This is a genomic window from Paenibacillus sp. MMS20-IR301 (assembly GCF_032302195.1).
In the GTDB taxonomy this organism is placed as follows: Bacteria; Bacillota; Bacilli; order Paenibacillales; family Paenibacillaceae; genus Paenibacillus_AQ.
The window spans coordinates 2,324,395-2,349,459 of record NZ_CP135275.1 but is presented as its reverse complement, the minus strand read 5'-3'; the positions used below and the strand labels follow the sequence as shown (position 1 = coordinate 2,349,459).

Genomic DNA, 25,065 nt, shown 5'->3' with positions numbered 1-25,065 from the left:
TATAAGTTTGATAGCATAAGCTTCCTTGAATGACTCCGCAAACTGGCTTCGTAAGCATTGGCTTTGAGTTTGATAGCATAAGCTTCCTTGAATGACTCCGCAAACTGGCTTCGTAAGCATGTGCTTTGAGTTTGATAGCATAAGCTTCCTTGAATGACTCCGCAAAACCACCACTAGAAATTAATAAATGCATCTGCGCTGTCCACATCCGCCGCCAGCAGACCGTTATCGCTCAGCCACTTGCGGACATTCTCCCACGAAGATGTATCCTGATGGCCGAAAGGCAGGCTTCCGGAGTCCATCAGCGGCAGCAGAATCTCCAGGCTGCGCTGCTCTATTGCCGGATCAAGCGGTGCGGTGTCATCCTGATGCGCCAGCAGCAGCTTCAGCGCCTGCTCCGGCTGGGCCTGAACGAATTGCTGGCCTTTGCGCATGGCATTTACGAAGCTTTGGAAATAGCCCTGCGAGTCCTGCAGCCCTTGTTCACTGGCAACCAGCACCAGCTCATAATAATCCGGAACCCCGTAATCTACGGGATTGAAGGAGCGGACAGGATCCCCCTCCTGCTCCAGAATCAGCTGCTCATGATTTATGAAGCCGCCCATGATTCCGTCAACACGGCCTGTAGACAGGGCCGGAACCAGCTCGAATCCGACATCAACCAGCTTCAGGGATGACGGATCGCCGCCGTCGTGCTTGACCATTGTGTTCAGCATGGCCTCATAGAGCGGAATGGAAGAATAGCCGGCTTGTCTGCCGGCTAGCTCCTTAGGCCGGGTAATCCCGCTGCCTGTGGCAACCATGAGATGATTCAGCGGGTGTCTTACCAGAGCGGCGACAGATTTCACGGGAATCTGCTCCCCTCTGGCCATCAGGACCTGCGGCTGATAGCTGAGAGCAAGGTCGACTTGTCCGGCTGCCACCAGCTTCAAGGCGTCATTGCTGTCTGCAGGCATCCGGATCTCGACCTCAAGCCCTTCTTCCGCGAAATAGCCCTGACTCTGTGCCGCATACAAAAAACTGTGGACGGCGTTCGGATACCAGTCGAGCATCAGGGTCAATTTGCGTGGGGGTCCGGCTTCGGGAGCAGTGGAGCCGGAAGCCGCCGGAGGGGTATTGCCGGAACAGCCCGGCAGAACCAGCAGAACAGAGAGTAGCAGGATATAGGGCAGCCAGGCTTTCTTTCCGGAAATGACAGGGGAATTCATGAATAACGGCCTCTTTTCTTCAGTAATATCGTTTCCAGACCGGCAATGCAGAGAAACATTGCAATACCAAGTGCGGACAGTATAACAATAGCAGCGAACATCTCGGCACTCTGCAGATTGCCGGCCATTCTCCGGCTGAAGTAACCCAGACCCCGGCTGCCTCCGAGCCATTCCCCGAGTGTAGCGCCGATGACCGAGTACACAACGGACAGCTTCAGCCCGGAGAAGAAAGAGGGCAGTGCCAGCGGAACGGATACTTTGCAAAGAATCTGCCGGCGGTTCGCGCCTAGCGTCAGCATCAGCTCCCTGTAGCTCTGCGTATTCTTGCCCAGCCCGTCATAGGTACCGACGACTACCGGGAAGAATGCCGTAAGGAAGACTATAGCTACTTTACTCCACAAGGTGTACCCGAACCACATAATGAACAATGGAGAAAGGGCAATCAGCGGGAGCGTCTGGCTGATGACGAGCAGCGGATACAGCGCTTTGGCCAGCGGTCTGAACAGATGCATGCCTGTACCCAGCAGGCTGCCGCAGACTACTGACAGGCTGAAGCCGGCCAGAACCTCAAGCAGTGTGGCGGGCAGATGAACCGTCAGCAGCAGTCTGCGGTCTGTAGCCAGTGCCGTCCAGATTGCAGACGGGGACGGGAGGATGAAGGAGGGGGTTAGCCCCAGGCGGGCTATAATCTCCCAGGCTGTGAGAATCAGCAGCGAGAGCAGGAGCGCCGGGGCGTAATTCCTTATCAGTCTCTTAAGCAAGCTGGCTGTCATTCAGCTTCAGCTCCAGTTCCTGCCGCATTGCTGTAAACTGCGGTTCATAATTCAGGCTATGCGGCCTGGGGCGGGGAAGATTGGTGATGAATTCTTCTACCCCGCCGCCTGCGTTCATCAGATAGATCCGGTCGCTGAGCAGCAGCGCTTCCTCCAGATCATGGGTGATGAACAGCACGGTCCTGTTAAGCTCCGACCATAACTCCAGCAGCCAGCGCTGAAGTCCGCGTTTGGTTATGGCATCCAGCGCGCCGAATGGCTCATCCAGCAGCAGCAGTTCATTGCCGGCTGCGAGGGTGCGCAGCATAGCGGCCCGCTGGCGCATTCCGCCTGACAGCTCATGCGGATAACAATTCCCGGCCTCTGCCAGGCCGAAGCGGTGCAGCATGTCCCGGATCCTGCCGGCAGCTTCTTCCCTGGAACAGCTGCGGTTCAGCTCCCAGGGCAGCAGGCAGTTGCCCAGCACCGTCCGCCAGGGCAGCAGGAGATCCTGCTGCGGCATGTAGCCTACCTCACCAAGCCGCTGCCGGGCAGAAGAAGGTATGCCGCGCAGCGACAGCACACCGCCGCCGGGCTCAAGAAGACCGGCGATAATTTTGAACAATGTGCTTTTGCCGCAGCCGCTGGCGCCGACGACAGAGATGAATTCACCGCGTCGGATATTCATTGAGAGGCCGGCGAATACCGGATTCCCCGGTGCAGAATCAAAGGAATAAGACAAGTTATGAATGTTAATCATAGTCTGTTGAAGCTGGCCTCCCGGTTAAGTGAAATAGCGTTACGAATACAAGAAAGACCCATCCATTTCCGGAGGAAATGAATGGGCCTTGAAGGTACAGTAAGCTGCGCACGGATGCGGAACTGCATATACATTCTGCTCCACTTCCCTCCGCTGGTATGATCCAGATCAGGTTCCAAGGGTCCGGAGCTTAAGCTCCGTCTCAGTCGGCCGACTCCCCTAGTGAAATAACAGGTGCTATTGAATTCGTAATTGCTACTTAATATACCATAATTTCCCCGCTTGTAAAGACCTTGCTGTTCAGCGCCCGGCCAAGCCTGTTACGAACAGGGTGACAATTCCGCGGGAAATATCCTGCTTGGAAGAGCCGTGGCGCTTCTGTTCATAGAGATACAGATCGGGGCTGAGGACCGAGATGAGGGCGGTGGCAGCGAAGCGGGGATCGATCCCGATAATCTCGCCGCCTGCAGATGCACGCTGCAGCAGCTCAGCCATAATCAGCCCAAGCCGCTGGAAAAAAGGATGCTCAAACTGGGTAAGCTGCTTCTTGCCGGTGAACTCGGATTTGATCATGTTCAGCAGCTCAGCATACTGCTCAATGAAATCTACTACCTGCTCAATGCTGCTCTGCAGACGGGCCAGTGAAGATGACCCGCCTGTGCCGGCTGCAAGCTGCTGCTCCATCCCGGAGAGAAACCGCTCCGTGCTGTCGAGCAGCAGGGCTGAACAGATTTCCCCCTTATCCGTGTAACGCCGGTAGAGGGAGCCTTGGCCGATCCCGGCCCGCTTGGCGATACGGTGCATACTGACGGCCTCAAGTCCGCTTTCGGTGAACAGCTGGCGGGCAGCTTCCAGAATCCGCTGCACGTAGGGATCAGCGGATTCTTTTACAGAAGGCGTAATAGTTTCTGTATTTGCTTTTGACATAAGCCCGGTTTCAGGTTTGTTTATTTTCATGAAATCACCTTTCAGTAACAGATATTCTATTTGCACTATTTTGCACTATTTGCAGAAACGAAAGAAAATGAATTGACATAGCGGACAATTGTCCGTAGACTATGAAATGCAAGTGCGGACAGTTGTCCGATGGCTCGATTATCTCAATTATATAGACAAACCTGTCCGCCGGTCAACGCAGCCTGCGGACAGACCAGGAGGAGCAGAAATATGGATCAGACCTTAAGGGAGAATGAGGAATTCCGGCTGTCCGGCATTCTAGTTCCGCTGTTGGCGATTATCTTCGGTGTATTTATGGTTGTGCTGGACAGTACTGCAATGAATGTGGCATTGTCCAGACTGGTAGTGGATTTCAACACCGATCTGCATACCCTGCAGTGGATTGTTACGGGATATATGCTTGCACAGGCCTCAGTGATTCCCTTGTCGGGCTGGCTGTCTGACCGGTTCGGGGCGAAGACGGTTTTCCTGACTGCAGTCATTGTATTTACAGCCGGCTCGATTCTGTGTGCAACCCCCGGCAGTGCAGAATGGCTGATTGCTTTCCGTGTTCTGCAAGGGCTGGGCGGGGGCTGTGTGCTCCCGGTAGGCATGGCCTATGTGTACAGGCTGGCACCAAAGAGCAAGGTCGGTGTTGTGATGGGCATTATGGGAATTCCGGTATTGTTCGCTCCGGCCATCGGGCCGGTGTTGTCCGGCTGGCTGGTGGAGTACCATTCCTGGCGCTGGATCTTCCTGATCAACATCCCGATTGGCATTATATGTGTGCTGATCGGATTGCGCAAGCTGCCGGGTACCAAACGGACAAGCGTCCCCGGAATGGATAAGCTCGGGATGATTCTTGGGCCTCTGGCCTTTGCCTCACTTACTTACGGGGTCAGTCAAGGCGCTGCCAGCTGGACTTCAGACAAGACACTGGCCGGTTTGGCGCTTGGAGCAGCTGCATTAATTGCCTTTGTGATTGCCGAGCTGCGTTCCCGGACCCCGCTCCTGGAGCTGCGGATTCTGCGGTCGGTTGATTTCACCACCGGCATTATCGTCCAGTGGATTGCCCAGTTTGGTTTATACGGCGCGTTATTTCTGCTGCCGCAATTTCTCCAGCAGGCGCGCGGGTTCGGCGCCTTCGATACCGGTCTGGCGCTGCTGCCGCAGGCCGTTGCCTCGGGACTGATGATGCCGGTTGCCGGGATTCTGTTCGACCGGATCGGGGTTCGCTGGCTCGTCGTCTGCGGCCTGAGTCTGGTCTCCGGGGCGCTTTTCCAGTATTCCCATGTAGATCTGACGACCCAGAGCCGGGAGCTTATTCTTCCGCTAATCATGTGCGGTGCCGGGATGGGGCTTATGATGATGCCGATGAACACCCATCTGCTCAATAAAGCGCCCGTCCATCTGGTCAACCGCGTAACCTCGCTCACGAATTCCATGCAGCAGGTCATTAATTCTCTGGCGGTGTCGACACTTGTTACCATTCTAACCTCCAGAACTGCAGCGCGCGGAGCGGAGATGCAGGAAGCGGCAGCCGGACAGAACACTGCCAGTGCCTCGCAGGAAGCTCTTACAATGGCTAAGCAGACTGTCCTGGCTCAAGGGTTCGCAGATACCTTCCATATTATGATCTTTGTTGCTTTGGGCGGCGCGGTGCTCGGACTGCTGCTGCGCCGGGGACGCAAAGCCGGAAGCAGCCGGGACAAGCCGGTGCCTGAAATCATGCACGGCTAGAAGCAGCGTGCTAACCGCTTAATACAGCAGCGATTCTCCAGTTACCCGGAGGATCGCTGTTTTGCATATTCAGCAGTGCCATTTCCCGGTTCTCCGTGCAGATTATCTGCCCGTCCGCTGATGTATAACCGGGAATTTGGGTAAGCTAAACTATCAAAAATACAAAATAATATAAATCCGATAAAAATAATCGGAAAAAGTATTGACGCGTGCAGTAAGGCGATGTTACTATTCATTTTGCCGGAACATCCGGGACCTAAAGAGAAAAGATGAGAGGGGATTAATCTAATGAAGAAATTAAGCCTGACACTTGTACTGCTCCTGACCATGGTGGCGGTTGCGGCTTGCGGCAGCAACAATAATAATAGTGCAGCAACCGGGGGGAATGCAGCAGAGCCTACGGCAGCTGCCGGTAATAATGCGGCACCGGCAGAGCAGAATAGCCTGGAGGCTGTTAAGGCCAGCGGCAAGCTGCGGATCGGAACCGAGGGTACTTATGCTCCGTTCACGTTCCATGATGCGAACGGCAAGCTGACCGGCTTTGACGTAGAGATTGCTGAAGAAGTGACGAAACGTCTGGGCGTGGAACCGGAGTTCATCGAAACCCAATGGGACGGCATATTTGCCGGGATGGATGCGGGGCGGTTCGATACCATTTTCAATGAAGTTTCCATTACGGATGAGCGCAAAGAGAAATACGATTTCTCTGACCCGTATATCGTATCCAAAGCGGTGCTGATCGTACCTGAAGACAACCAGGATATCAAGACCTTTGCTGATCTGAAAGGCAAGAAAGCCGGCCAGTCCCTGACCAGCAACCTTGGGCAGATTGCTATCGACAACGGTGCGGAAATTGTATCTACCGAAGGCTTTAACCAGGCGATTGATCTGCTGACCTCCGGACGGATTGATGCAACCGTTAATGACGGCTTGTCGTTCCTGGATCTGAAGAAGCAGAAGCCGGATATCAAGATCAAGCAGGTGGATGAGATTGCTGAAGGCTCGCATAGTGCAGCTGTCTTCCTGAAGGGCAATGACGAACTGGTTCAGGCAGTGAACGAAGCGCTGGCAGCAATTCACAGTGACGGAACGTACCTGAAGATCTCCGAGAAATATTTTGGAGCTGACGTATCGAAATAAGCTCAGGTAACTTATGGACAGGGGCGGAGCCGGAAGTCTCCGTCCTGCTTGTCCGGGAAGGGTGTCAGAGAGATGGATGACCGTAAAATACAAATATTCCTCGATTCACTGCTGCCTCTGTTCAAAGCCGGGGTGGCTTTTACCATTCCGCTGACGCTGGTCTCCTTTGTACTCGGGCTTACACTGGCTGTAATTACAGCCTTGGTCCGCTTATCCTCCTGGAGGATTCCGAAGCTGATCGCCGGCTTCTACGTCTGGGTGATCCGTGGAACACCGCTGCTGCTGCAGCTGTTTATTATTTTCTATGGCCTTCCGTCAGTCGGGATTGTGCTTGATCCGTTCATTGCAGCCGTTATCGGCTTCACCCTAAGTGTCGGAGCCTATTCGTCGGAGATTGTCCGGGCGGCTATTCTGTCCATACATAAAGGTCAATGGGAGGCTGCGTTCTCCGTCGGCATGAGCCGGGGGCAGGCGCTGCGGCGCGTAATTCTGCCTCAGGCTGCCCGTGTTTCGGTACCGCCCTTATCGAACTCTTTCATCAGTCTTGTGAAGGACACCTCACTTGCCGCCAGCATCACTTACGTGGAGATGTTCAGAAAAGCACAGCAGATCACAGCCACAACCTACGAACCGCTGCTGCTCTATTGTGAAGCCGGGCTGTTCTATCTGCTGTTCTGTTCGGTGTTGTCGGTGCTGCAGAAATACCTGGAGAAACGGCTGGACCGTTATTCGGCCGGTTAAGGAGGAAGACCTATGATTGAAATACGGCAACTGCATAAATCCTTCGGGCCGCTGGAGGTTCTGAAGGGTGTTGATCTCACGGTCGAGCATGGCCAGGTGATGGTGATAATCGGACCTTCCGGCTCCGGGAAAACAACGCTGCTGCGCTGCTTCAACCTGCTGGAGCTTCCTGACAAGGGCCGGCTGACCGTAAATAAAATCCGGCTTGAATTCACTCCGGGCGTCAAAATCCCGCAGCGTTCCTTGCTGGCCCTGCGCCAGCAGACTGGAATGGTCTTCCAGTCCTACAACCTGTTTCCGCATATGACGGCCCTCGGCAATGTAATGGAGGGACAGGTGACGGTGCAGAAGCGGTCCAAGGAGGAAGCGCGGGCGAAGGCGCTCGCGCTGCTGGAGAAGGTGGGACTGGCTGACAAGGCGGATACGTATCCGCACCAGCTGTCCGGCGGCCAGCAGCAGCGGGTAGCCATTGCCCGGGCAATGGCTATGGAGCCTGAGGTGCTGCTGTTCGATGAACCGACCTCGGCGCTTGATCCGGAGCTGGTCGGTGAGGTGCTGAAAGTAATCAGGCAGCTGGCCCGTGAAGGGATGACGATGGTTATTGTCACCCATGAGATGAAATTCGCGGCTGATGTGGCTGACCGGATTATTCTGATGGATAACGGGGTCATTCTGGAGCAGGGAACTCCGCAGCAGGTGCTTGAGCAGACGCGTAATCCGCGTGCACTGCAGTTCCTGAACCGGCTCAGCGGTGAAGAGTGAGCTGAAGGACACAGGCAATGATGCATAGAAAGACAGCCCGGAAGGGGAATTCCGGGCTGTCTTTGTTGCAGTTATGTCGCAGGGGAATTCAGATATTCAAGCGCGTTGTAGAGCATTACGGCTGCTTCAGCACGTGTAAGCTCGCTCTTCGGATTGAATTTGCCGCTCTCATCCAGCGTATTGATCTTGTACTTCAGCGACCGCTGAACACTGCCCTGGTAGGAAGGATTCAGCGCGTCGGCATCCGTAATGTCAGCCGGGACAATATTGATCATCGGCAGATTCCCGGCCTTCTCTACGGCCTGAATCAGGAGGTTCGTGAACAGCTCTTTGGTAATCGGCTTCGCCGGGTCAATATCCGCAGGAATCTCTACACCGTTATAGTGCGCATTGATGAAGGCTTCAGCATACCAGCTGTTATCCTTTACCTTGGAGAAAATGGAACTGGCCACAGGGGCCTTGTTGAAGTCAATAGCAGCAAGGCTGAGCTGGAGTCCGCCCGAGATGAACTGTATTCCCTGAGCCACAGTAACCTTGGAGGAGGGGAGGAACTGGGTGTCCGAGATGCCTTTAATCAGTCCTTACTCCTTAAGCGAGCTGATTTTATCCTTGCCTGTTACGTTGCTGATATCCTTGAATGTGCCCGCCGCTGCAAAGCTCTGCCCGCCGAGCGAGAAGGAGAGCAGCGCTGCCGCTGTAACCGCTGTAATTGCGCTCTTTTTGATCTTCATTTGAATTCCACCTCGGATGTGTAGGTTGGGCCGCTTGGCCGTCCGGAAGCGGGAACCGTCCCTAAGAGGAGGAGATACCGCTTCTGCTTGCCTACTTTGACGCTCCGGATGCCGTAAAGGTTGCAGTCTTCACATCATTTCCTGAAAAAACAGGTTGCGGTACGGATATTTGCTGAACCGGGTTCTGAACAGCAAGGCCACGCCGTTTTCTTCAATCGTAACCGATTTAAGCGAGTCAGCTGTAACCCTGCTGCGTATCATTGCCGTCACTGCACGGCTGTTCTTCCTGCGGATAGCCGCAGCAAGGCTCTCGGCAAAGCGGCTGCTGACCGCAAGCTCACGGTACAGGGGGATTACGGACTTGGCAATGCTGCGGTGGGCGTTTGTATTAAAGGTGAACTGCACCGTTCCCGGAGGAATCGTAGTTCCGTTGGTATAGAAGGCAACCGGCAGCGGGAAGGGGAAGGAGATGAAGTAGCCGATACCGTTCGTTCCGTAATTTTCTGCTCCGGCCAGGGCGGGAATCGTGGCGAGCAGTCTGCCCATCAGATCCAGGTCTGCGGAGATTACGGCAGTTGTCCATTCTGCGGCGAACCTGCGGTCTCCGGCTATTTTCCGGTAGAACGGCAGCATGGACGCGGCAACTCTGCGCAGCACACGGCCTGTTACAAGCTGCCCTGTCTGCTTAGGTCTAACTTTCGCCATCCGGATCATCCTCACTTTCAAGAGATTTAGTCTATATAAGATATGGGGAAGCGTACAATCCGGCTTAGGCACAAATGAACTCCTCCGGAATAATCTCTTGTTGTCATAGTGGTGTCAGGCCTTTTCATTGCTTGACAAGTTTGTTATGCTTATATCGTAACGATTACTAATACTCTGCGGAGATAGAATTACTTCCGTAAAAGGTGGGAGCCCGGGTGAACCGAGTAGCTAATATAAGCCAGCAGTTTGCGGCACAGAATTATAAGCTTACACCTCAGCGCGAGGCCATAGTGCAGGTGCTGCTGGATAACGAGAAGGATCACTTAAGTGTTGAAGAGGTATACATGCTGGTTAAACGCAGTTATCCGCATCTGGGACTGGCGACCGTATACCGGACGCTGGAGCTGCTGTGTGAACTTCATATTGTTGAGAAAATGAATTTCGGTGACGGCGTGGCCCGGTACGATCTGCGCGATGACGATCATGAGCATATGCATCATCACCTGATTTGCAATGTCTGCGGCAAGCTGGAGGAGATTAAGGAGGACTGGCTGCTGGAGCTGGAAGCGCGGCTGGCCCGTGAATACGGCTTCAGTGTGACGGATCACCGGCTTGATTTCAAAGGCACATACAACACCTGTAAGGGGAACGGCTGCAAGGGAGAACGGGAATGCCGGGCAGTATCTTAGGCTGCTGGGATGTAGCTACTGACGCTGGGCTGATGATCAGCCCGCGTCTTTTTTATAGCTAAGGATTGTGAATTTTTGGGGTCCCCGCAAAGTACCTGAGTCAGCTTCTATGTAATGGCCTCACTTTGTGGGGAATATTATGCGACTAATGGAGCAGGGAATTGCAGGGGAGGACCATGCTATAATGTCGTTATGCCAAAAATAGTCGATCATGATGAACGCCGTAATCATCTGGCGGAGGCAGCTTGGAGGATCATCCGGCGCGATGGGCTCGAGGCTGTTTCTGTGCGGAATGTTGCCAGGGAGGCAGGGATGTCGCTGGGATCGCTGCGGCATTATTTTGCCAGCCAATTTGAACTGCTTGCCTTCTCAATGAGACTTGTGAGCGAGAAAGTGTACCGGAGGACCGGGGCCTTTGAATCTACGGGGAATCCCCGTCAGGATGTGGAAAGGCTGATCCATGAATTAATGCCGATTGATGAAGAAAGGAGGGCGGAAGCGGAGGTCTGGCTGGCTTTTGTCGGACGCGCAGCAGCAGACCCCGCCATACAGGCGCTGAAACGGGAAGTGCACCATGGACTGTACAGCGGATTCTGCCAGATGCTGGAGTATCTTGATGCAGTGAATCTGTTAAGGAAGGATCTCGATCTGCAGCAGGAAATCAAACGGCTGCATGCTTTAGTGGACGGACTGGTTGTACATAGTGTGATTCATCCGGAACTGGTGACGCCGGAAGATATGATTTCTTTGATTGCCGGCCATTTGGACAAGCTTATGGCATGAATAGTTGCTTAGCTGCGGCCAGCATGGTGCTGCCGCTGTTATTGCCTTGTCGGCACGAAGGATTTAATCCATGTTCCGAAGCTTCCGGGATTCCGGGTCTGAACCAGAATTACGCCTTCGCCGCGGAACCGGCAGACCAGGGCTTCACCGCTGGTTAAGCTGTTCAGCCAGCCGGAGGCGGCTTTTTCCACCTTATAATTCATGTAATCCGGCCAGGCTACGAGGTGACCGTTGTCAATGATCATCTCTTCGCCCGGCCCGAGATTAATCGCGTGAATCGCCCCGAAGGAAGAGAGGAAGACCGTGCCTTTGCCGCTGATCTCAACGATGAAGAAGCCTTCGCCGGAGAACAGGCCGCGAGTCAGATTCTGCATCTTCGTATTGACCTGAATGCCGTGGGTTCCGGCCAGGAAGCCGTCCTTTTGCACAAGCAGCTTGTACGATCCGTCCAGCTCGATCGCCTGGATATCCCCGATCGCCCCCGGTGACAGCAGCACCTCGCTCTGCCCGCGCGTTGCTGTAAGCTCCTGGAAGAAGAACTTCTCCCCGCTCAGCATCCGGCCGAGCCCGCGCATAAGCCCGCCGTCGACTGTTCCGCGCAGCTCCACATTCGGAGACATAGCGACCATTGCCCCCATTTCGGCCTTGACACTTTCGCCCGGATCGAGCACTACCTTCAGCATAGCGAAGGCTCCGTCATACAGCACATCGTATTTCATACATTTCTCCTCCTGATTCTGCTGTGCGCAGAGAATGATTTATCCTTTGCCTGCCGCCAGTTCCTTGCCCATCAAGAATACTGTAACAGGCCGTAATCCTGCAAGCCGGAAGCCTGAATACACTGTTGACGTTGCAAGCTCCCGCCTGGTAATAAACGCCTATAGTTGATTATACCGGGCAGCAGCAGGGCCGCTATGATACAATGAAGCTGACAGTGCCGTGAGGCGCTGAATATGTATATGGAAATGGAGTGTTGTCGCTTATGGCACGTACTCGGACACAAAAAGTTCTGCTTCAGGCAGAACGCTCCGGCACCTGGTGTGCTGAACGAAACCGCAGGGTCAACGGGGATTACGGCGCAATTTCCCAGCATGTACGGAAGACACCAGGCAAGCGGGAGCAATTGAATAAGATCAAACACAAGGAGCGGATCTTTCAGGATGGCGCTCCTTTTGCATATCTGCCGGCTGCCTGAGGCTCAGGCTTGTGCCCTGCTGTGTATGCGGTACTGCTTGGGGGACATCCCGAAGCGGCTGCGGAAGACACGGTGGAAATAGGTGTAGTTGGCGAACCCGCAGGTCTCGGAGACATGCTCCAGCGGCATCGGGCTGAACGTAATCTTTTCCCGTGCCATATCGAGCCTGACATCATTTACATATTTGACAATCGTTGTGCCGAAGGCCTCCTTGAACAGATGTACAGCCCGGGACACGGAGATATCTACATGGCTGGCCACATCCTCCAGGCGGAAGGCATAAGAGGCATGCTCCTCAACATATTGCTTCATCCGGTATGCAAGATAAGCCTTGGGGGAAATCACCGGCTGCTCGGTCATCAGCCTGTCAATTTCCATACAGAGAATCTGCAGATAACAAGCGGAGATGTCTGGTGAAGAATCCGATAGGCGGCGCTGCTCCAGCACCAGCTGGCGGAACAGGCCGAGAATATGATCGCTGAGCGGCAGCCGGAGCACAGCCGGACGCTGCTTGAGCTTCCACCACTCCTCAATCCACGGACCGCCGCAAAAAATATGATAATCGCCGCTCTCGACCCGCGGCTTGCCGAGCGGATAAACTTCCTTGTCAATGCTTAAGTAGTAAGGATCGGTTGGTGCGAACAGCATCAGATTGCCGCTCTCGACGGTAGTAAGGGTATCGCCGACCATAGTTCTGCTTCGTCCTTCAGTTTGCAGGCGCAGCAAATAATACTGGACGCCGTCACTGCGTGACATATGAAACGGCTTGTGGTGGAAGGAGAAACCTGCGGTTAGAATGTAACAGGCTGCGTTAGTTGTCATGAGTCCTCCTGGCAGTTTAAATGATAAGCAGATTGTTCATGTTTTAATCATATTATTCATTTTATTATATACGCTTTCATATTACCATGGAGCTAAGCAAAAAACATATAAATGACATAGGGGAGGCCGTATTGCGGCTCTAATCGTTACATAGGCAGGCGCTGGATGCGGTGGAGGGATGGAAGTCCGCTATAATGCATCCTATGTTTGCAGCCCGTTTGTTCAGGTGCATTGCCTGACATGAGCGCAAATCATGTGCGGTGGCGGCAAGATCGGGTTCGATCTGGGTCATACTTAGGAGTGAGACAATTATGTTGAAAGTTGGGCTTCAGCTGTACACGCTGAGAGAAGAGCTCGAGCAGGACTTTGAAGGAACCCTGCGCAAGGTTGCAGAGCTGGGGTACAGCGGAGTGGAATTCTTCCACTTTTTCGGCCGTACGGCAGAGCAGGTGAAGGCATTGCTTGCAGAAACCGGGCTCGTTGCTCTCGGGGCACACCGTCCGTATGATGTGATGCTGAATGATACGGAGCAGGAAATCAGCTTTAACCTGGAGATCGGCAACAAGAACCTGATCGTTCCTTATCTGACAGAAGAACAGCGCAACTGGGAAGAAGCTGCTGCTAATCTGCGATTGATCGGCGAGAAATGCAAGGCCGGCGGTGCCGTGCTTGCTTATCATAATCATGACTTTGAATTCACGGAGAAGGTTGACGGCCGTCCGGCATTTGACTACATCTTCGAAGCAGCCCCTGCAGAACAGCTTCAGGTGGAGCTGGATACCTGCTGGGTGCACTTTGCCGGATATGATCCGGTGGAATATATCAACAAATATGCAGGACGTCTGCCGATCATCCATCTTAAGGATGTGAAGAAACATGTAGACGGCTCACCGGAAACCGTAGTGCTGGGTGAAGGTGAAGTGAACCTGCCGGCGATTATTGAAGCCGCAGCGGCTGCCGGTGTGGAGTGGGCAGTCGTTGAGCAGGATTTCTGCAGCCGTGACCCGCTCGCCAGTGTTACAGACAGCTTGAACTGGATCAAAACATACGAAGCACAAGGAGGAAATATTCATGTCTAACAAACTTAAAATTGCTATTATCGGTTGCGGTGGTATCGCAAATGGCAAACATATGCCAAGTCTTTCCCGTCAGGCGGATGCTGAAATGGTGGCATTCTGTGACATCGTAGAAGAACGCGCCCAGGAAGCCGCCGAGAAATACGGTGCGGAAGGTGCCGTAGTATACACAGATTATCGTGAGATGCTGGCTGCCGGCGGATTTGATATTGTGCATGTCTGCACCCCGAATGACAGCCACTCCGAGATTACAGTTGCGGCTCTGGAAGCCGGCAACCATGTACTCTGTGAGAAGCCTATGGCCAAGACCACTGCACAGGCCAAGGAAATGCTGGAAGCTGCAAAGCGCACCGGCAAGAAATTGTCCATCGCTTACCAGAACCGTTTCCGTGCGGACAGCGAATATTTGAAGGGGCTGTGCGAGAGCGGCGAGCTTGGCGATATCTATTACGGCAAGGCGATTGCGCTTCGCCGCCGTGCTGTTCCCACTTGGGGCGTATTCCTGGATGAAGAGAAGCAGGGCGGCGGACCGCTGATCGATATCGGTACACATGCACTGGATCTGACGCTCTGGCTGATGGATAACTACAAGCCGCGTATGGTTGTAGGCTCTTCCTTCCACAAGCTGGGACAAAGAAAGAACGCTGCCAATGCCTTCGGTCCATGGGATCCGGAACAATTCAAGGTTGAAGATTCCGCTTTCGGTTTCATTACTATGGAGAACGGTGCTACAATTGTCCTTGAAGCCAGCTGGGCGCTGAATGTGGCAGAATTCGGCGAAGCGAAGACACTGCTTGCCGGTACTGAAGGCGGAGCCGACATGAAAGACGGCCTGCGCCTGAACGGCGAACGTGCCGGCCGCCTCTATGAAACCAAGGTTGACCTTGGCTCCGGCGGAGTTGCCTTCTATAGCGGCGGTGCCGAGAGTGAAGCAGACCGTGAAGCCCGCCTGTGGCTCGAAGCGGTAAGAGAAGACAAGGATCCGGTTGTATTGCCGGAGCAGGCTTTCGTTGTAACACAGATTCTTGAAGCGGTGTATGAATCAGCACGTACCGGACGCGCAGTTTATTTTGACGGAAGCTCGGATAACTAAGCGCCTTTCCGGTTCACGCGACTAATAGAGAAACAGGAGTGGAATCCATGAGTTCAAACAAACATACAGCAGTTATCGTTGGTTACGGCGGAATGGGCAGCTATCACGCACAATTAATTAAAGAGAGCGACCGTGTGGTAGTAGGCGGAGCCTTTGATCTGCTTGAAGACCGGCGCAATTTTGCTGCCGAAGCAGGTTACAATGCTTATTCCAGCTATGAGGAAGCGCTGGCAGATCCGGCAGTGGACATTATTCTGATTGCCACGCCGAATGATGTGCATAAGGACATTGCGGTTCAGGCGTTCCAGGCAGGCAAGCATGTGGTCTGTGAGAAGCCGGTGGCCATGTCTTCAGCCGAATTCACCGAGATGCAGGCTGCGGCAGATGCTGCCGGGTGCGTGCTGATGGTGCATCAGAACAGACGCTGGGATGAGGATTTCCGTGTAATCAAGGAGATGTATGAGAAAGAAACGATTGGATCCCTCTTCCAGATTGAATCCCGGGTGCATGGTGCCAACGGCATTCCCGGTGACTGGCGCCATGTGAAGGAACAGGGCGGCGGGATGCTGCTGGACTGGGGCGTTCACCTGCTGGATCAGCTGCTGTTCATGATTGACAGCAAGGTGGCGAGCGTCAGCAGCAGCCTGAGCTTCATTCTGGGCAACGAGGTGGATGACGGCTTTGAAGCCGTGCTGCAGTTCGAGAATGGCATCAAGGCTATCGTTGAAGTGGGCACGACCAACTTCATCACGCTGCCAAGATGGTATGTAAAGGGACTTGAGGGGACTGCTATTATTGAGGACTGGTCTTTGAGAGGGAGAATCGTTGCCCGCAACAAGGCATCCGAGAAAATAGAACCTACCCCTATCCGCGCAGGTGTAGGCTTAACCAAGACGATGGCTCCGCCGTCGGAAGGCTCGACGATTACGGAAGACCTGCCGGCAGCCTCAGAGCTGTCCTCCAGCTTCTATGACAATCTGGCTGCGGTCATCGAAGGCAAGGCAGCGCCGATTGTCAAGAATGCTGAAGTGCTGCGTGTGCTTGTTCTGATTGAAGCGATCTTTGAAGCGGCAGAGAAGAATGAGACGATTAAGAATTTCGATATATACGGAGTATAATAGATTCTGAGAACTGACGAAGGAGAGGTGGCAGTATCAATGAAACTTGGAGTATTTATGGTATTGTTCGGCGGCCGCAAGCTGGAGGAGGCGCTGGATTATGTGGTATCCAAAGGCCTTAAGGCTGTCGAGATCGGCACAGGAGGGTATCCCGGCAACAGTCATTGCAACCCTAAGCAGCTGCTGGAGGACGAAGCGGCACTGCAGGAATTCAAACAGCAGATTGAATCCCGCGGCCTGATCATCAGTGCGCTCAGCTGTCACGGCAATCCGCTGCATCCGCAGAAGGAACTGGCACTGAAGGATCATGAAGATTTCGTGAATACCGTCAAGCTGGCACAGAAGCTGGGTGTTCCGGTGGTGAATACCTTCTCCGGCTGCCCGGGCGACCATGAAGGCGCGAAATATCCGAACTGGCCGGTAGCTCCTTGGCCGAATGATTATCAGGAAATTCTGGACTGGCAATGGGAGAACAAAGTCATCCCTTACTGGACCGAGCAGGCTGCATTCGCTACAGAGCATGGGGTCAAGATCGGCCTTGAACTGCACGGGGGTTTCTCTGTACACACACCAGCCACCCTGCTGAGACTAAGAGAAGCTGCCGGAGATGCCATTGGCGCGAATCTCGACCCGAGCCATATGTGGTGGCAGGGGATTGATCCGGTTCAGGCTGTTCATATTCTCGGGCGTGCAGGAGCTATCCATCACTTCCATGCAAAGGATACGGTGATTGATCCGGTTAATGTCAATAAGCATGGTCTGACGGATATGCAGTCTTATACGAATATGCTTGACCGTGCCTGGCAGTTCCGCTCCGTAGGCTATGGTCATGATGTGAAGGTCTGGGCAGATATTATCAGTGCCCTTCGCCTTGTGGGTTATGACTATGTGGTCAGCATTGAGCATGAAGACGGTCTGATGTCCATTGAGGAAGGCTTCTCCAAAGCGGTAGACAATCTCCGCCAGGTGCTTATTGAAGAACCGCTTTCCGAGATGTGGTGGGTCTAACCCGTGGAGAGCTTCTCCAAGGTCCGGTTAGATGAACAGCAGCAGAGTCTTCTGACAGCCGTTGCATTTGGTACAGATGCTGTGATTATATCCAGCAGGGAACTGACCGGAGGTTTTTTTAACACAGCCTATGATCTGGAACTAAGTGACGGCCGGTCGGTTATTCTTAAGGTGGCACCTGCTCTGGAGACGGAAATCTTGAGCTACGAGAAGGATATTATGCGTGCTGAAGTGGAAGCTCTCCGGCTGGTGCGGGCTGCGGGCGGAATTCCTGTGCCTGAGGTCTATTTCTATGATGAGAGCTGCGCGCTCATTGCCTGCCCTTATTTCTTCATGGAGAAGATTGAAGGAAGGCCCTACAGCGATGTGAAGGACAGCCTGTCAGCGGACCAGCAATTCTCGATTGAGTATGAGCTTGGACGGTATCAGCGGCAGATTAACGAGATCACTGGACCTGCCTTCGGCCTGTTTGCAGAAGCTTCTGCGTCAGCCGGGCAGCCGTGGAGGGATGTCTTCCGCTCGATGCTGCAGAATGTGCTTCAGGATGCTCTGAGGCTGGGTGCTCCATTACCGGCTTCCCTGCCGGAAATAGAGCTGGTGCTGGAGCATTGCCTGCCAGCACTGGATGAGGTGACAGAGCCGCGTCTGATACACTGGGATTTGTGGAACGGCAACCTGTTTGTGCAGGATGGAGTAATCGTATCTATCATTGACTGGGAACGGGCGCTATGGGGCGATGTGCTGATGGAGAATTATTTCCGGCATTTCGAGAACTCGCAGGCCTTCTATGAAGGGTATGGCACCAAGTTTGACAGCCCGGATGAGTTGCTGCGGATCAAGCTATATGATCTTTATCTGGATCTCATCATGGTTGTTGAGTGTTATCCGCGCCAGTACACGGATGAGAACCACATGCGCTGGGTGAAGGACAATCTCTCAGAGACCTGGAGACAGCTCTCGGCAATCACACATTCTTGAGTTACCTGTATCTCTTCAAGTCTGCTGTACGGGAGCATTGCTGCAGGTGCAGTTGCTGACATGACAATAAACAAGCAGGAGGCCGGTTCTCTTCGGAGAATCCGGCCTCCTGCTTGTTAGGGCAGCATGTAAGTCTTAATGGCTGTCAGTATCTGTTCCGGACTTCGACAACCGGGTCCGAGTCAGCCCCGTAATCAACACCCGGGGATTCAAAGCCGAACAGTTCAAAGAACTCGCGTCTGTAGCCATGCAGATCGGTATATTCATAGACGTTGTCACTTGTCAGCAGTGGCCAGATCCGCTCAACTTCACGCTGCACCGCAGGGTCCATCTCGCGGTCATCAATCCTGATCCGTCCCTGCGCGTCTACCGGTGTCCCTCCGGGGTTATAAAGGAAGTCGCTGTACAGGCGGCAGGCTTGTTCGATACAGCCTTCGTGCAGCCCCTGATCCTTCATAACCTTATAGAGGGCGGAGATGTAGAGCGGAACAACCGGTATAGCCGAGCTGGACTGGGTAACAAGTCCTTTGCTTACCGCTACATAGGCCCGTCCTCCGGTAGCCGACAACCGTGCATCAAGCTGCACTGCTGTGGCTTCCAGGTGATCTTTGGCACGGCCGATGGTGCCGTCGCGGTAGACGGCTCTGGTGAGCTCTGAGCCGATATAAGAGAAAGCGACTGTGACTGCATCAGGGGACAGGACACCTGAGCTGTGGAGCGCTTCAATCCACAGCTCCCAGTCTTCTCCGCCCATGACCTTCACCGTACCTGCAATTTCTTCTTCGCTGGCCGGCTCAATGGTCACAGTGCTTAGCTCTCCGGTATGGAAGTTCACTGTTGTATTGGTATAGCTGCAGCCGATCGGCTTGAGCGCGGAATGATAAACCTCGCCTGTTGCCGGGTCGGTTCTCCGCGGGGCGGCAACACTGTAGATCACAAGATCAACCTGGCCAAGTTCGCGTGCGATCAGCTCTGCCGTACGTTCTTTCGTTTCGGCAGTGAATGCATCTCCGCATACACTGTAAGAACGCAGGCCGGCTGCATGGGCTATCTCCTCGAAGGCTGCAGAATTGTACCACCCTGCGGAAGCAGTCCGCGTCTCAGTGGCCGCGCTGGGCCTGTAGACGCCTATAGTGGCAGCTCCTGCCCCGAAGGCTGCAGCGATTCTGGCGGCAAGCCCGTAACCCGTAGAAGCGCCGATGACCAGCACATTCCGCGGGCCGGTAAACGGCGGCAGGGACTGCACATAGCTGACTTGCTGCTGCACCTGCTGCGCGCAGCCGGCAGGATGTGCTGTTGTACAGATAAAGCCGCGTACTCTCGGTTTGATGATCATGTCGATTTAACCTCGCTTTCGGTAATGGCAGATTAACAGGAATAATTATATACCGCATCATTAGTTATGATGAAGAAGAGGCTATATGCCTATGATAACAGCAAAACTCTTATTCAGAGTGAGTATTTTTTCATGGAGAAGATTTCGGGGTAGCCTTATAATGAACTGAAGCAGCAGCTGAGTCCGCAAACCCGGGCAATGATTGGTTTGCAGGCAAGGAGTAAAGCCGCTGGGGGCAGCCTGCATAGTGATGACAGCGGGCGGACCCGGCAGAGAGGGCGGAAGGATACATGTTGAACTGGCTCAATGTACATATTGATAAGATAAGCTTGTTATGGCTGCTGCCTATACTGTTCATGTTCCATGATTTCGAAGAGATTATTACGGTTGAGACCTGGAAGCGCAAGTACGGAGCTGCTGTGGAGAAGGAACTTTCACCGTCGTTACGGAACCGGTTCGCGCCTTTGCTCAACACAACCACCCGGAATTTTGCTATAGATGTACTGTTCGTGTATATTTTTATAGTGGGTGTAACCTTTGCGGCGGTTTTTGCAGAGTATTATTTGCTCTATTTAGCGGTGCTTGCCGTGTTTCTGCTGCATGTCTTCACACATCTGGCACAAAGTGTTTATCTGAAGCGCTATACCCCTGGTGTTGTGACTGCAGTGCTTATTGCGCTGCCGTACTCAATGTATGCCTTTTACCGACTGCTGAATGACCATATTGTAAGTAAAGCTGACATTGGCTGGGCACTGCTGCTCATGCTTCTTGTGACACCGCTGGTTGTGTGGGGGCTGATGAAGAAGAGGGCAAGGGAATAGCACCGCTGAGAAGGATGTTTACATACGATGGCGTTTTCAGAAAAATCTTGACGTAAGCCCCCAAACATAGATAAAATAATACTTATTGCGTGTTTTTCAGCTGCTGAGAATCGTTATCATAATTTGAAAAGAAACAGAGAGGGTGACAGGATATGGAGCGCCTTTTAGAGGTAAAAGACCTAGCTATATCATTCAGAACACGCGGAGGAGAAGTCCAGGCGATCCGTGGTGTCAGCTTTCATGTAAATAAAGGGGAGACTCTGGCAATTGTGGGTGAATCCGGTTCCGGTAAGAGCGTAACCTCACAAGCCGTCATGAAGCTGGTTCCCCAGCCTGCGGGCGAATATAAGCGTGGACAGATTCTGTTCGATGGCCAGGATCTGATCGGCAAGAATGAGAAGCAAATGCAAAAAATCCGCGGTAAAGAAATCGGCATGATTTTCCAGGACCCGATGACTTCCCTGAATCCGATGATGAAGGTCGGTAAGCAGATTACCGAAGTACTGTTCAAGCATGAAGAGATCACCAAAGAGAATGCTTACAAGCGCGCTATTGAGCTGCTTACACTGGTGGGAATTCCGTCACCTGAACGCCGTTTCCAGCAGTATCCGCATGAATTCAGCGGCGGGATGCGCCAGCGTGTCGTAATTGCAATGGCGCTTGCAGCTAACCCTAAGCTGCTGATTGCCGATGAGCCGACAACTGCGCTTGACGTTACTATTCAGGCACAGATCCTCGATCTGATGAAGGACCTGCAGAAGAAGATTGACACAGCGATCATTTTCATCACCCATGACCTCGGGGTTGTGGCGAGAATGGCTGACCGTGTAGCTGTTATGTATGCCGGGCAGATTGTTGAAATGGGTACTGCGGAAGAGATCTTCTACGATCCGAGACATCCGTATACCTGGGGTCTGCTGGCTTCCATGCCAAGCCTTGAGAGCAAAGGATCACTTCTGACAGCGATCCCGGGAACGCCTCCGGACCTGATTAAGCCGCCTAAGGGCGATGCCTTCGCACTGCGCAGCTCTTATGCAATGGCAATCGATATGGAGAAAGAGCCTCCTATGTACAAGGTATCTGATTCCCATCTCGTGAAGTCATGGCTGATGCATCCGATGGCACCTGCGGTTGAGCCGCCGGATGTCGTTCAGAAGAGACGCCGCGTCCTCAGCAATGCCTATCCGGAGCCGGTTCTGGTCGAGAACAGCAGCGACTATTAAGACTGGAATGACCAGCAGGAATATTGTGCATAATGATAAGATTAGCGTCAGGCCGTTACCGGCTTGGCGCTTTTTTGCTTGGCAGTTTGAATTCAGCGGGTGAAAAGGAAGATGGTTGATACGCAGTATGCAGTGCTTCAGGCGCATGCGCAATTTTGGCTTGCTGTACTTGTGTCCACATGAGCATGACGATTAACTTCATATAAACCTAAAACAATATTTATATATATAAATAAAAGTATTGACTATTTGCCTCCTGCCCTGCAAAATGTAAGGGTATACATAGGAGGTCTTAAGATGAGAAAAAGAACATTAACCGCACTGATATCCTTAGCCCTGCTGTCCGCTTGCAGCAACAGTAACAGCAGCACCAGCCCGCCCGTATTTGAAGATGTGTCTGTGCATGATCCTTCGGTCATTAAAGCTGACGATACGTATTATGTATTTGGATCACATCTGGCTTCGGCCAAATCCAAGGACCTGATGTCCTGGACACAGATTTCATCCGGTGTGAGTGATGACAACGTCCTAATACCGAATGTGACTGAAGAATTAAGCGAAACATTGAGCTGGGCACAATCGGATACACTTTGGGCACCGGATGTGATACAGCTGGCAGACGGTAAATTCTATATGTATTACGATGCCTGCCGCGGTGATTCGCCGCTGTCAGCGCTGGGTATCGCTGTAGCGGATCAGGTTGAAGGTCCTTATAAGAACAAAGGGATCATCCTGAAATCCGGTATGGCCGGCATCGGTGATGACGGCGAGGTCTATGACGCCACTCAGAAGCCGAATGTGGTTGATCCGGATGTGTTTTATGATAAGGAAGGCAAGCTGTGGATGGTCTACGGCTCGTATTCCGGGGGGATCTTCATTCTGGAGCTTGATCCGGCGACCGGCTTCCCGCTTCCGGATCAGGGCTACGGCAAGAAGCTGCTCGGCGCTAACCACGCGCGGATCGAAGCGCCGTATATGCTGTACAGTCCGGAGACAGATTATTACTATTTGTTCCTGTCCTTCGGCGGTCTGGATGCGAATGGCGGCTATAACATGCGTGTAGCGCGTTCCAAGAACCCGGATGGGCCATTTGAGGATGCTGAAGGCAAGGCGATGATAGACGCAGAGGGTACTGCCGGAGTGTTGTTTGATGATCCGGCTTATGCTCCTTACGGCGTGAAGCTGATGGGCAATTTCGAATTCGTGAATACAGATGAGGAGCTGTCTTCGGGCGGCGATGGATATGTCTCTCCCGGACATAATTCAGCCTACTATGATGAGAAGAGCGGCAAATATTATCTGATCTTCCACACCCGTTTCCCGTACCTGGGCGAGCAGCATGAAGTGCGGGTGCACCAGATGTTCATGAACGCCGGGGGCTGGCCGGTTGTGGCGCCTCACCGCTACAGCGGAGAGAAGATCGGCAAATATGCAGCCAAGGACGTAACCGGCCAGTACAAATATGTGAACCACGGCAAAGAGATCACGGCTGACATCGTGGAATCCCAGATTATTGAGCTGAATGCTGACGGGACAATCAGTGGTGCGGTGACGGGAACGTGGAGCCTCTCAGATGAGCATACGGCACAGCTAACTATCGGCGGGGCTGATTACAGCGGTGTGTTCCTGCGTGAGTGGAATGAGGCTACCGCCAGCAATGTAATGACCTTCACAGCAGTGTCGGGCGAGGGGATATCCGTCTGGGGCAGCCATGTGTCACCAGAGAAAAAGTAAGGTAATCCGGCACAAGACGCAATGAGGACTGGAGTAGCTCCGGCAAGCCGGTTGACTAGGGACTAGACGCTGCACCCGGCAAAATAAAGCAAAGCTCATATACCGTCAGCGGTTCAGCTGCGGTAACAGACAAACAGCGTGTCTCCAGGGTAACCGGAGCACGCTGTTTGTTCTATGTTGTGAAGCCGGGCAAATGTATGCGGAAAACCGCATACAATGTGCCGCCGCGAGGGTAACCGAGCGAGCCTGGCCGGGGACTGGCCTGTTCTGGATCAGTCTTCGTATTTCTGCAGCACAATAACAGCATTATGGCCGCCGAAGCCAAAAGAGTTGGAAATCCCGATTGTAAGCTCCGCCCGGCGGGCCTCGTTCGGCACATAATCGAGATCGCATAGTTCATCCTGCTGCTCCAGGTTGATGGTCGGCGGGATAAGCCCTTCCTGCAGGCTCTTGAGCAGGGCAATGGCTTCGAGTCCGCCGGCTGCTCCCAGCGCGTGACCGGTCATGGACTTGTTCGCCGTTACCGGGATACGGTACGCCGCCTCGCCGAACAGCTTCTTAATCGCCGCTGTCTCCGAGCGGTCTCCGACGATGGTGCTGGTCGCATGTGCGCTGATTACATCCACTTGCTCCGGCGTAATGCCGGCTTCCTTAAGCGCCAGCTTCATCGCCTGATAAGCGCCAAGCCCTTCGGGATGGGTGGCAACCATATGGTAGGCATCCGAGCTGGCGCCATACCCGGTTACCTCGCCATAAATAACCGCGTCCCTCTGCAATGCATGCGTGAGGGATTCCAGGATAACAATCGCGCCGCCTTCGCCAATGACGAATCCGTCACGGCCCTGGTCAAACGGCCGGCTGGCCTTCTGCGGCTCTGCATTGCGCGTGGACAATGCTGTCGCATTGCCGAAGCTGGCCAGCGCAATCCCGGTTACTGCGGCTTCTGCCCCGCCGGCAACAATAACATCGGCCCCGCCGTAGCGGATCAGGCGGAACGCTTCCCCGATCGCCGTGTTCCCGATGGAGCAGGCGGTGACCGGGGAGAGCGTCGGCCCAAACGCTCCCAGCTTGATGCTGATCATGGCGGCGGCCATGTTGGAGATCAGCATCGGTATGAGCGTAGGGCTGACCCGCTCCGGCCCGCGCGAACGCAGCAGATCTCCCTGCTCCATCAGCGTACCTATGCCTCCGACTCCGGAGCCCACATAGACGCCCAGCCGCTCCCGGTCCATCTTGTCCAGCTTCAGGCCGGACTGCGTCCAGGCTTCTTCAGCGGCCGCCAGTGCGAACTGGCTGAACCGGTCCATCCGCCGCGCCTCCTTGCGGCCGAATCTTGCGTCAGGATCGAAATCCTGAACCGAGCCGGCAATCTTGGTCTTGAAATGTGCTGTATCAAATGAAGTGATCGGCGATATCCCGGATTCTCCTGCTGCCAGACGGCTCCAGAACTGATCTGCGGTGTTGCCAAGCGGTGAAATAACACCCATTCCTGTAATAACTACCCGTTCCATAGTGATCCTCCTAAAAGTTTGTCAGCGTTACAGCCCGAATCAGCTTCGTACAAACTGGCCCCGGAAGCATAAGCTTAAGTTTGTCAGCGTTACAGGCTGTATAAGGCTATTTTTTCATTTTATTTATCCTATTACAAGTTGCAGTTTATACTAGTATAATTACTACCATAATAACACTATAGTACATTCAGTGACCGGAGGGC

General features: G+C 53.5%; 24 protein-coding genes, 1 pseudogene and 1 riboswitch. Of the genes and pseudogenes, 15 read left to right on the top strand and 10 right to left on the bottom strand.

The annotated features are described in order from the left end of the window. Positions 1–173 precede the first annotated feature (173 nt). From LOS79_RS10415 to LOS79_RS10400, 4 genes are all read right to left on the bottom strand, one after another. Positions 174–1,208 carry an ABC transporter substrate-binding protein gene (locus LOS79_RS10415; RefSeq protein WP_315419074.1) on the bottom strand — a complete coding sequence of 345 codons (1,035 nt, stop codon included), beginning with the start codon at positions 1,206–1,208 and terminating at the stop codon, positions 174–176. Further along, positions 1,205–1,981: an ABC transporter permease gene (locus LOS79_RS10410; RefSeq protein ID WP_315419072.1), complete on the bottom strand. Its 777-nt coding sequence runs from the start codon at positions 1,979–1,981 to the stop codon at positions 1,205–1,207. Before LOS79_RS10410 ends, LOS79_RS10415 begins: the two co-directional genes overlap by 4 nt. Beyond that, positions 1,962–2,648 carry an ABC transporter ATP-binding protein gene (locus LOS79_RS10405; RefSeq protein WP_315419070.1) on the bottom strand — a complete coding sequence of 229 codons (687 nt, stop codon included), beginning with the start codon at positions 2,646–2,648 and terminating at the stop codon, positions 1,962–1,964. The genes LOS79_RS10410 and LOS79_RS10405 overlap by 20 nt, the downstream gene beginning before the upstream one ends. 200 nt (positions 2,649–2,848) lie before the next feature. Further along, a riboswitch (TPP riboswitch) is annotated at positions 2,849–2,951 on the bottom strand. A gap of 69 nt (positions 2,952–3,020) precedes the next feature. Beyond that, a complete protein-coding gene (locus LOS79_RS10400) occupies positions 3,021–3,647 on the bottom strand; it encodes a TetR/AcrR family transcriptional regulator (protein ID WP_315419067.1) in 627 nt (208 codons plus the stop codon). A gap of 240 nt (positions 3,648–3,887) precedes the next feature. Here LOS79_RS10400 and LOS79_RS10395 point away from each other — a divergent pair, with 240 nt between their 5' ends. The 4 genes from LOS79_RS10395 (at position 3,888) to LOS79_RS10380 (ending at position 8,039) form a co-directional block, all read left to right on the top strand. Further along, a complete protein-coding gene (locus LOS79_RS10395; RefSeq protein ID WP_315419065.1) occupies positions 3,888–5,396 on the top strand; it encodes a DHA2 family efflux MFS transporter permease subunit in 1,509 nt (502 codons plus the stop codon). A gap of 288 nt (positions 5,397–5,684) precedes the next feature. After that, on the top strand, positions 5,685–6,536 hold the full coding sequence (locus LOS79_RS10390; RefSeq protein ID WP_315419063.1) for an amino acid ABC transporter substrate-binding protein: 852 nt from the start codon (positions 5,685–5,687) through the stop codon (positions 6,534–6,536). 72 nt (positions 6,537–6,608) lie between these two features. Beyond that, positions 6,609–7,277: an amino acid ABC transporter permease gene (locus tag LOS79_RS10385; RefSeq protein WP_315419060.1), complete on the top strand. Its 669-nt coding sequence runs from the start codon at positions 6,609–6,611 to the stop codon at positions 7,275–7,277. Between the two features lie 12 nt (positions 7,278–7,289). Beyond that, positions 7,290–8,039 (top strand): amino acid ABC transporter ATP-binding protein, encoded by a 750-nt coding sequence (locus tag LOS79_RS10380; protein WP_315419058.1) that lies wholly within the window; start codon positions 7,290–7,292, stop codon positions 8,037–8,039. A 71-nt stretch (positions 8,040–8,110) separates the two neighbouring features. Here the strand turns inward: LOS79_RS10380 and LOS79_RS10375 are convergent. Together LOS79_RS10375 and LOS79_RS10370 are read right to left on the bottom strand one after the other, a co-directional pair. Further along, positions 8,111–8,770: pseudogene (locus tag LOS79_RS10375) on the bottom strand (S-layer homology domain-containing protein). 129 nt (positions 8,771–8,899) lie between these two features. Then, positions 8,900–9,475: a hypothetical protein gene (locus LOS79_RS10370; RefSeq protein ID WP_315419056.1), complete on the bottom strand. Its 576-nt coding sequence runs from the start codon at positions 9,473–9,475 to the stop codon at positions 8,900–8,902. A gap of 215 nt (positions 9,476–9,690) precedes the next feature. Here LOS79_RS10370 and LOS79_RS10365 point away from each other — a divergent pair, with 215 nt between their 5' ends. Together LOS79_RS10365 and LOS79_RS10360 are read left to right on the top strand one after the other, a co-directional pair. Beyond that, entirely contained in the window at positions 9,691–10,164 is a 474-nt protein-coding gene (locus LOS79_RS10365) for a ferric iron uptake transcriptional regulator (RefSeq protein ID WP_315419054.1), read from the top strand. Positions 10,165–10,356: 192 nt separating this feature from the next. Next, positions 10,357–10,947: a TetR/AcrR family transcriptional regulator gene (locus LOS79_RS10360; RefSeq protein ID WP_315419052.1), complete on the top strand. Its 591-nt coding sequence runs from the start codon at positions 10,357–10,359 to the stop codon at positions 10,945–10,947. Positions 10,948–10,985: 38 nt separating this feature from the next. Here the strand turns inward: LOS79_RS10360 and LOS79_RS10355 are convergent, their stop codons facing one another. Next, positions 10,986–11,666: a TIGR00266 family protein gene (locus tag LOS79_RS10355; protein WP_315419049.1), complete on the bottom strand. Its 681-nt coding sequence runs from the start codon at positions 11,664–11,666 to the stop codon at positions 10,986–10,988. Positions 11,667–11,929: 263 nt separating this feature from the next. On the opposite strand from LOS79_RS10355, the gene LOS79_RS10350 reads away from it, so the two are divergent. After that, on the top strand, positions 11,930–12,142 hold the full coding sequence (locus tag LOS79_RS10350) for a hypothetical protein (protein WP_315419047.1): 213 nt from the start codon (positions 11,930–11,932) through the stop codon (positions 12,140–12,142). 3 nt (positions 12,143–12,145) lie between these two features. Here LOS79_RS10350 and LOS79_RS10345 read toward each other — a convergent pair whose 3' ends face one another. Continuing rightward, positions 12,146–12,964, bottom strand: a complete 819-nt coding sequence (locus tag LOS79_RS10345) for a helix-turn-helix domain-containing protein (RefSeq protein WP_315419043.1) — start codon at positions 12,962–12,964, stop codon at positions 12,146–12,148. A gap of 311 nt (positions 12,965–13,275) precedes the next feature. Between LOS79_RS10345 and LOS79_RS10340 the strand changes: the two genes are divergently transcribed. From LOS79_RS10340 to LOS79_RS10320, 5 genes are read left to right on the top strand one after another with little or no spacing between them, the layout of a single operon-like run. Beyond that, positions 13,276–14,043, top strand: a complete 768-nt coding sequence (locus LOS79_RS10340; RefSeq protein WP_315419040.1) for a sugar phosphate isomerase/epimerase family protein — start codon at positions 13,276–13,278, stop codon at positions 14,041–14,043. Then, a complete protein-coding gene (locus LOS79_RS10335) occupies positions 14,036–15,133 on the top strand; it encodes a Gfo/Idh/MocA family protein (protein WP_315419037.1) in 1,098 nt (365 codons plus the stop codon). The genes LOS79_RS10340 and LOS79_RS10335 overlap by 8 nt, the downstream gene beginning before the upstream one ends. A gap of 47 nt (positions 15,134–15,180) precedes the next feature. Beyond that, positions 15,181–16,251, top strand: coding sequence for a Gfo/Idh/MocA family protein (locus LOS79_RS10330; protein WP_315419034.1), 1,071 nt, complete (start codon positions 15,181–15,183; stop codon positions 16,249–16,251). A gap of 39 nt (positions 16,252–16,290) precedes the next feature. Then, positions 16,291–17,259, top strand: coding sequence for a sugar phosphate isomerase/epimerase family protein (locus tag LOS79_RS10325; RefSeq protein ID WP_315419030.1), 969 nt, complete (start codon positions 16,291–16,293; stop codon positions 17,257–17,259). 3 nt (positions 17,260–17,262) lie between these two features. Then, complete coding sequence (locus LOS79_RS10320) at positions 17,263–18,237, top strand: phosphotransferase family protein (protein WP_315419028.1); 975 nt, start codon at positions 17,263–17,265, stop codon at positions 18,235–18,237. A 145-nt stretch (positions 18,238–18,382) separates the two neighbouring features. Here LOS79_RS10320 and fabV read toward each other — a convergent pair whose 3' ends face one another. Beyond that, a complete protein-coding gene (fabV, locus tag LOS79_RS10315; protein WP_315419026.1) occupies positions 18,383–19,573 on the bottom strand; it encodes an enoyl-ACP reductase FabV in 1,191 nt (396 codons plus the stop codon). A 290-nt stretch (positions 19,574–19,863) separates the two neighbouring features. Here fabV and LOS79_RS10310 point away from each other — a divergent pair, with 290 nt between their 5' ends. The 3 genes from LOS79_RS10310 to LOS79_RS10300 all read left to right on the top strand — a co-directional run bounded on the left by LOS79_RS10310 (position 19,864) and on the right by LOS79_RS10300 (position 23,351). Continuing rightward, complete coding sequence (locus tag LOS79_RS10310; RefSeq protein WP_315419023.1) at positions 19,864–20,394, top strand: HXXEE domain-containing protein; 531 nt, start codon at positions 19,864–19,866, stop codon at positions 20,392–20,394. Between the two features lie 152 nt (positions 20,395–20,546). Beyond that, the gene (locus tag LOS79_RS10305) at positions 20,547–21,617 is read left to right on the top strand and encodes an ABC transporter ATP-binding protein (RefSeq protein ID WP_315419019.1); all 1,071 of its coding nucleotides are present in this window, start codon (positions 20,547–20,549) and stop codon (positions 21,615–21,617) included. Positions 21,618–21,914: 297 nt separating this feature from the next. Continuing rightward, on the top strand, positions 21,915–23,351 hold the full coding sequence (locus tag LOS79_RS10300; protein WP_315419018.1) for an arabinan endo-1,5-alpha-L-arabinosidase AbnB: 1,437 nt from the start codon (positions 21,915–21,917) through the stop codon (positions 23,349–23,351). Between the two features lie 272 nt (positions 23,352–23,623). Here LOS79_RS10300 and fabF read toward each other — a convergent pair whose 3' ends face one another. Next, positions 23,624–24,862, bottom strand: coding sequence for a beta-ketoacyl-ACP synthase II (fabF, locus tag LOS79_RS10295; RefSeq protein ID WP_315419015.1), 1,239 nt, complete (start codon positions 24,860–24,862; stop codon positions 23,624–23,626). Between the last annotated feature and the right edge of the window lie 203 nt (positions 24,863–25,065).

Excerpts from the sequence above, each read along its gene's own strand:
- LOS79_RS10390 (WP_315419063.1), top strand. The coding sequence starts at position 5,685 with ATGAAGAAATTAAGCCTGACACTTGTACTGCTCCTGACCATGGTGGCG.
- LOS79_RS10385 (WP_315419060.1), top strand. The coding sequence starts at position 6,609 with ATGGATGACCGTAAAATACAAATATTCCTCGATTCACTGCTGCCTCTG.
- fabF (WP_315419015.1), bottom strand. The coding sequence starts at position 24,862 with ATGGAACGGGTAGTTATTACAGGAATGGGTGTTATTTCACCGCTTGGC.
- LOS79_RS10360 (WP_315419052.1), top strand. The coding sequence starts at position 10,357 with ATGCCAAAAATAGTCGATCATGATGAACGCCGTAATCATCTGGCGGAG.
- LOS79_RS10415 (WP_315419074.1), bottom strand. The coding sequence starts at position 1,208 with ATGAATTCCCCTGTCATTTCCGGAAAGAAAGCCTGGCTGCCCTATATC.
- LOS79_RS10300 (WP_315419018.1), top strand. The coding sequence starts at position 21,915 with ATGAGAAAAAGAACATTAACCGCACTGATATCCTTAGCCCTGCTGTCC.
- LOS79_RS10355 (WP_315419049.1), bottom strand. The coding sequence starts at position 11,666 with ATGAAATACGATGTGCTGTATGACGGAGCCTTCGCTATGCTGAAGGTA.
- LOS79_RS10335 (WP_315419037.1), top strand. The coding sequence starts at position 14,036 with ATGTCTAACAAACTTAAAATTGCTATTATCGGTTGCGGTGGTATCGCA.
- LOS79_RS10345 (WP_315419043.1), bottom strand. The coding sequence starts at position 12,964 with ATGACAACTAACGCAGCCTGTTACATTCTAACCGCAGGTTTCTCCTTC.
- LOS79_RS10395 (WP_315419065.1), top strand. The coding sequence starts at position 3,888 with ATGGATCAGACCTTAAGGGAGAATGAGGAATTCCGGCTGTCCGGCATT.
- fabV (WP_315419026.1), bottom strand. The coding sequence starts at position 19,573 with ATGATCATCAAACCGAGAGTACGCGGCTTTATCTGTACAACAGCACAT.
- LOS79_RS10370 (WP_315419056.1), bottom strand. The coding sequence starts at position 9,475 with ATGGCGAAAGTTAGACCTAAGCAGACAGGGCAGCTTGTAACAGGCCGT.
- LOS79_RS10305 (WP_315419019.1), top strand. The coding sequence starts at position 20,547 with ATGGAGCGCCTTTTAGAGGTAAAAGACCTAGCTATATCATTCAGAACA.
- LOS79_RS10325 (WP_315419030.1), top strand. The coding sequence starts at position 16,291 with ATGAAACTTGGAGTATTTATGGTATTGTTCGGCGGCCGCAAGCTGGAG.
- LOS79_RS10405 (WP_315419070.1), bottom strand. The coding sequence starts at position 2,648 with ATGAATATCCGACGCGGTGAATTCATCTCTGTCGTCGGCGCCAGCGGC.
- LOS79_RS10400 (WP_315419067.1), bottom strand. The coding sequence starts at position 3,647 with ATGTCAAAAGCAAATACAGAAACTATTACGCCTTCTGTAAAAGAATCC.
- LOS79_RS10310 (WP_315419023.1), top strand. The coding sequence starts at position 19,864 with ATGTTGAACTGGCTCAATGTACATATTGATAAGATAAGCTTGTTATGG.
- LOS79_RS10340 (WP_315419040.1), top strand. The coding sequence starts at position 13,276 with ATGTTGAAAGTTGGGCTTCAGCTGTACACGCTGAGAGAAGAGCTCGAG.
- LOS79_RS10380 (WP_315419058.1), top strand. The coding sequence starts at position 7,290 with ATGATTGAAATACGGCAACTGCATAAATCCTTCGGGCCGCTGGAGGTT.
- LOS79_RS10330 (WP_315419034.1), top strand. The coding sequence starts at position 15,181 with ATGAGTTCAAACAAACATACAGCAGTTATCGTTGGTTACGGCGGAATG.
- LOS79_RS10410 (WP_315419072.1), bottom strand. The coding sequence starts at position 1,981 with ATGACAGCCAGCTTGCTTAAGAGACTGATAAGGAATTACGCCCCGGCG.
- LOS79_RS10350 (WP_315419047.1), top strand. The coding sequence starts at position 11,930 with ATGGCACGTACTCGGACACAAAAAGTTCTGCTTCAGGCAGAACGCTCC.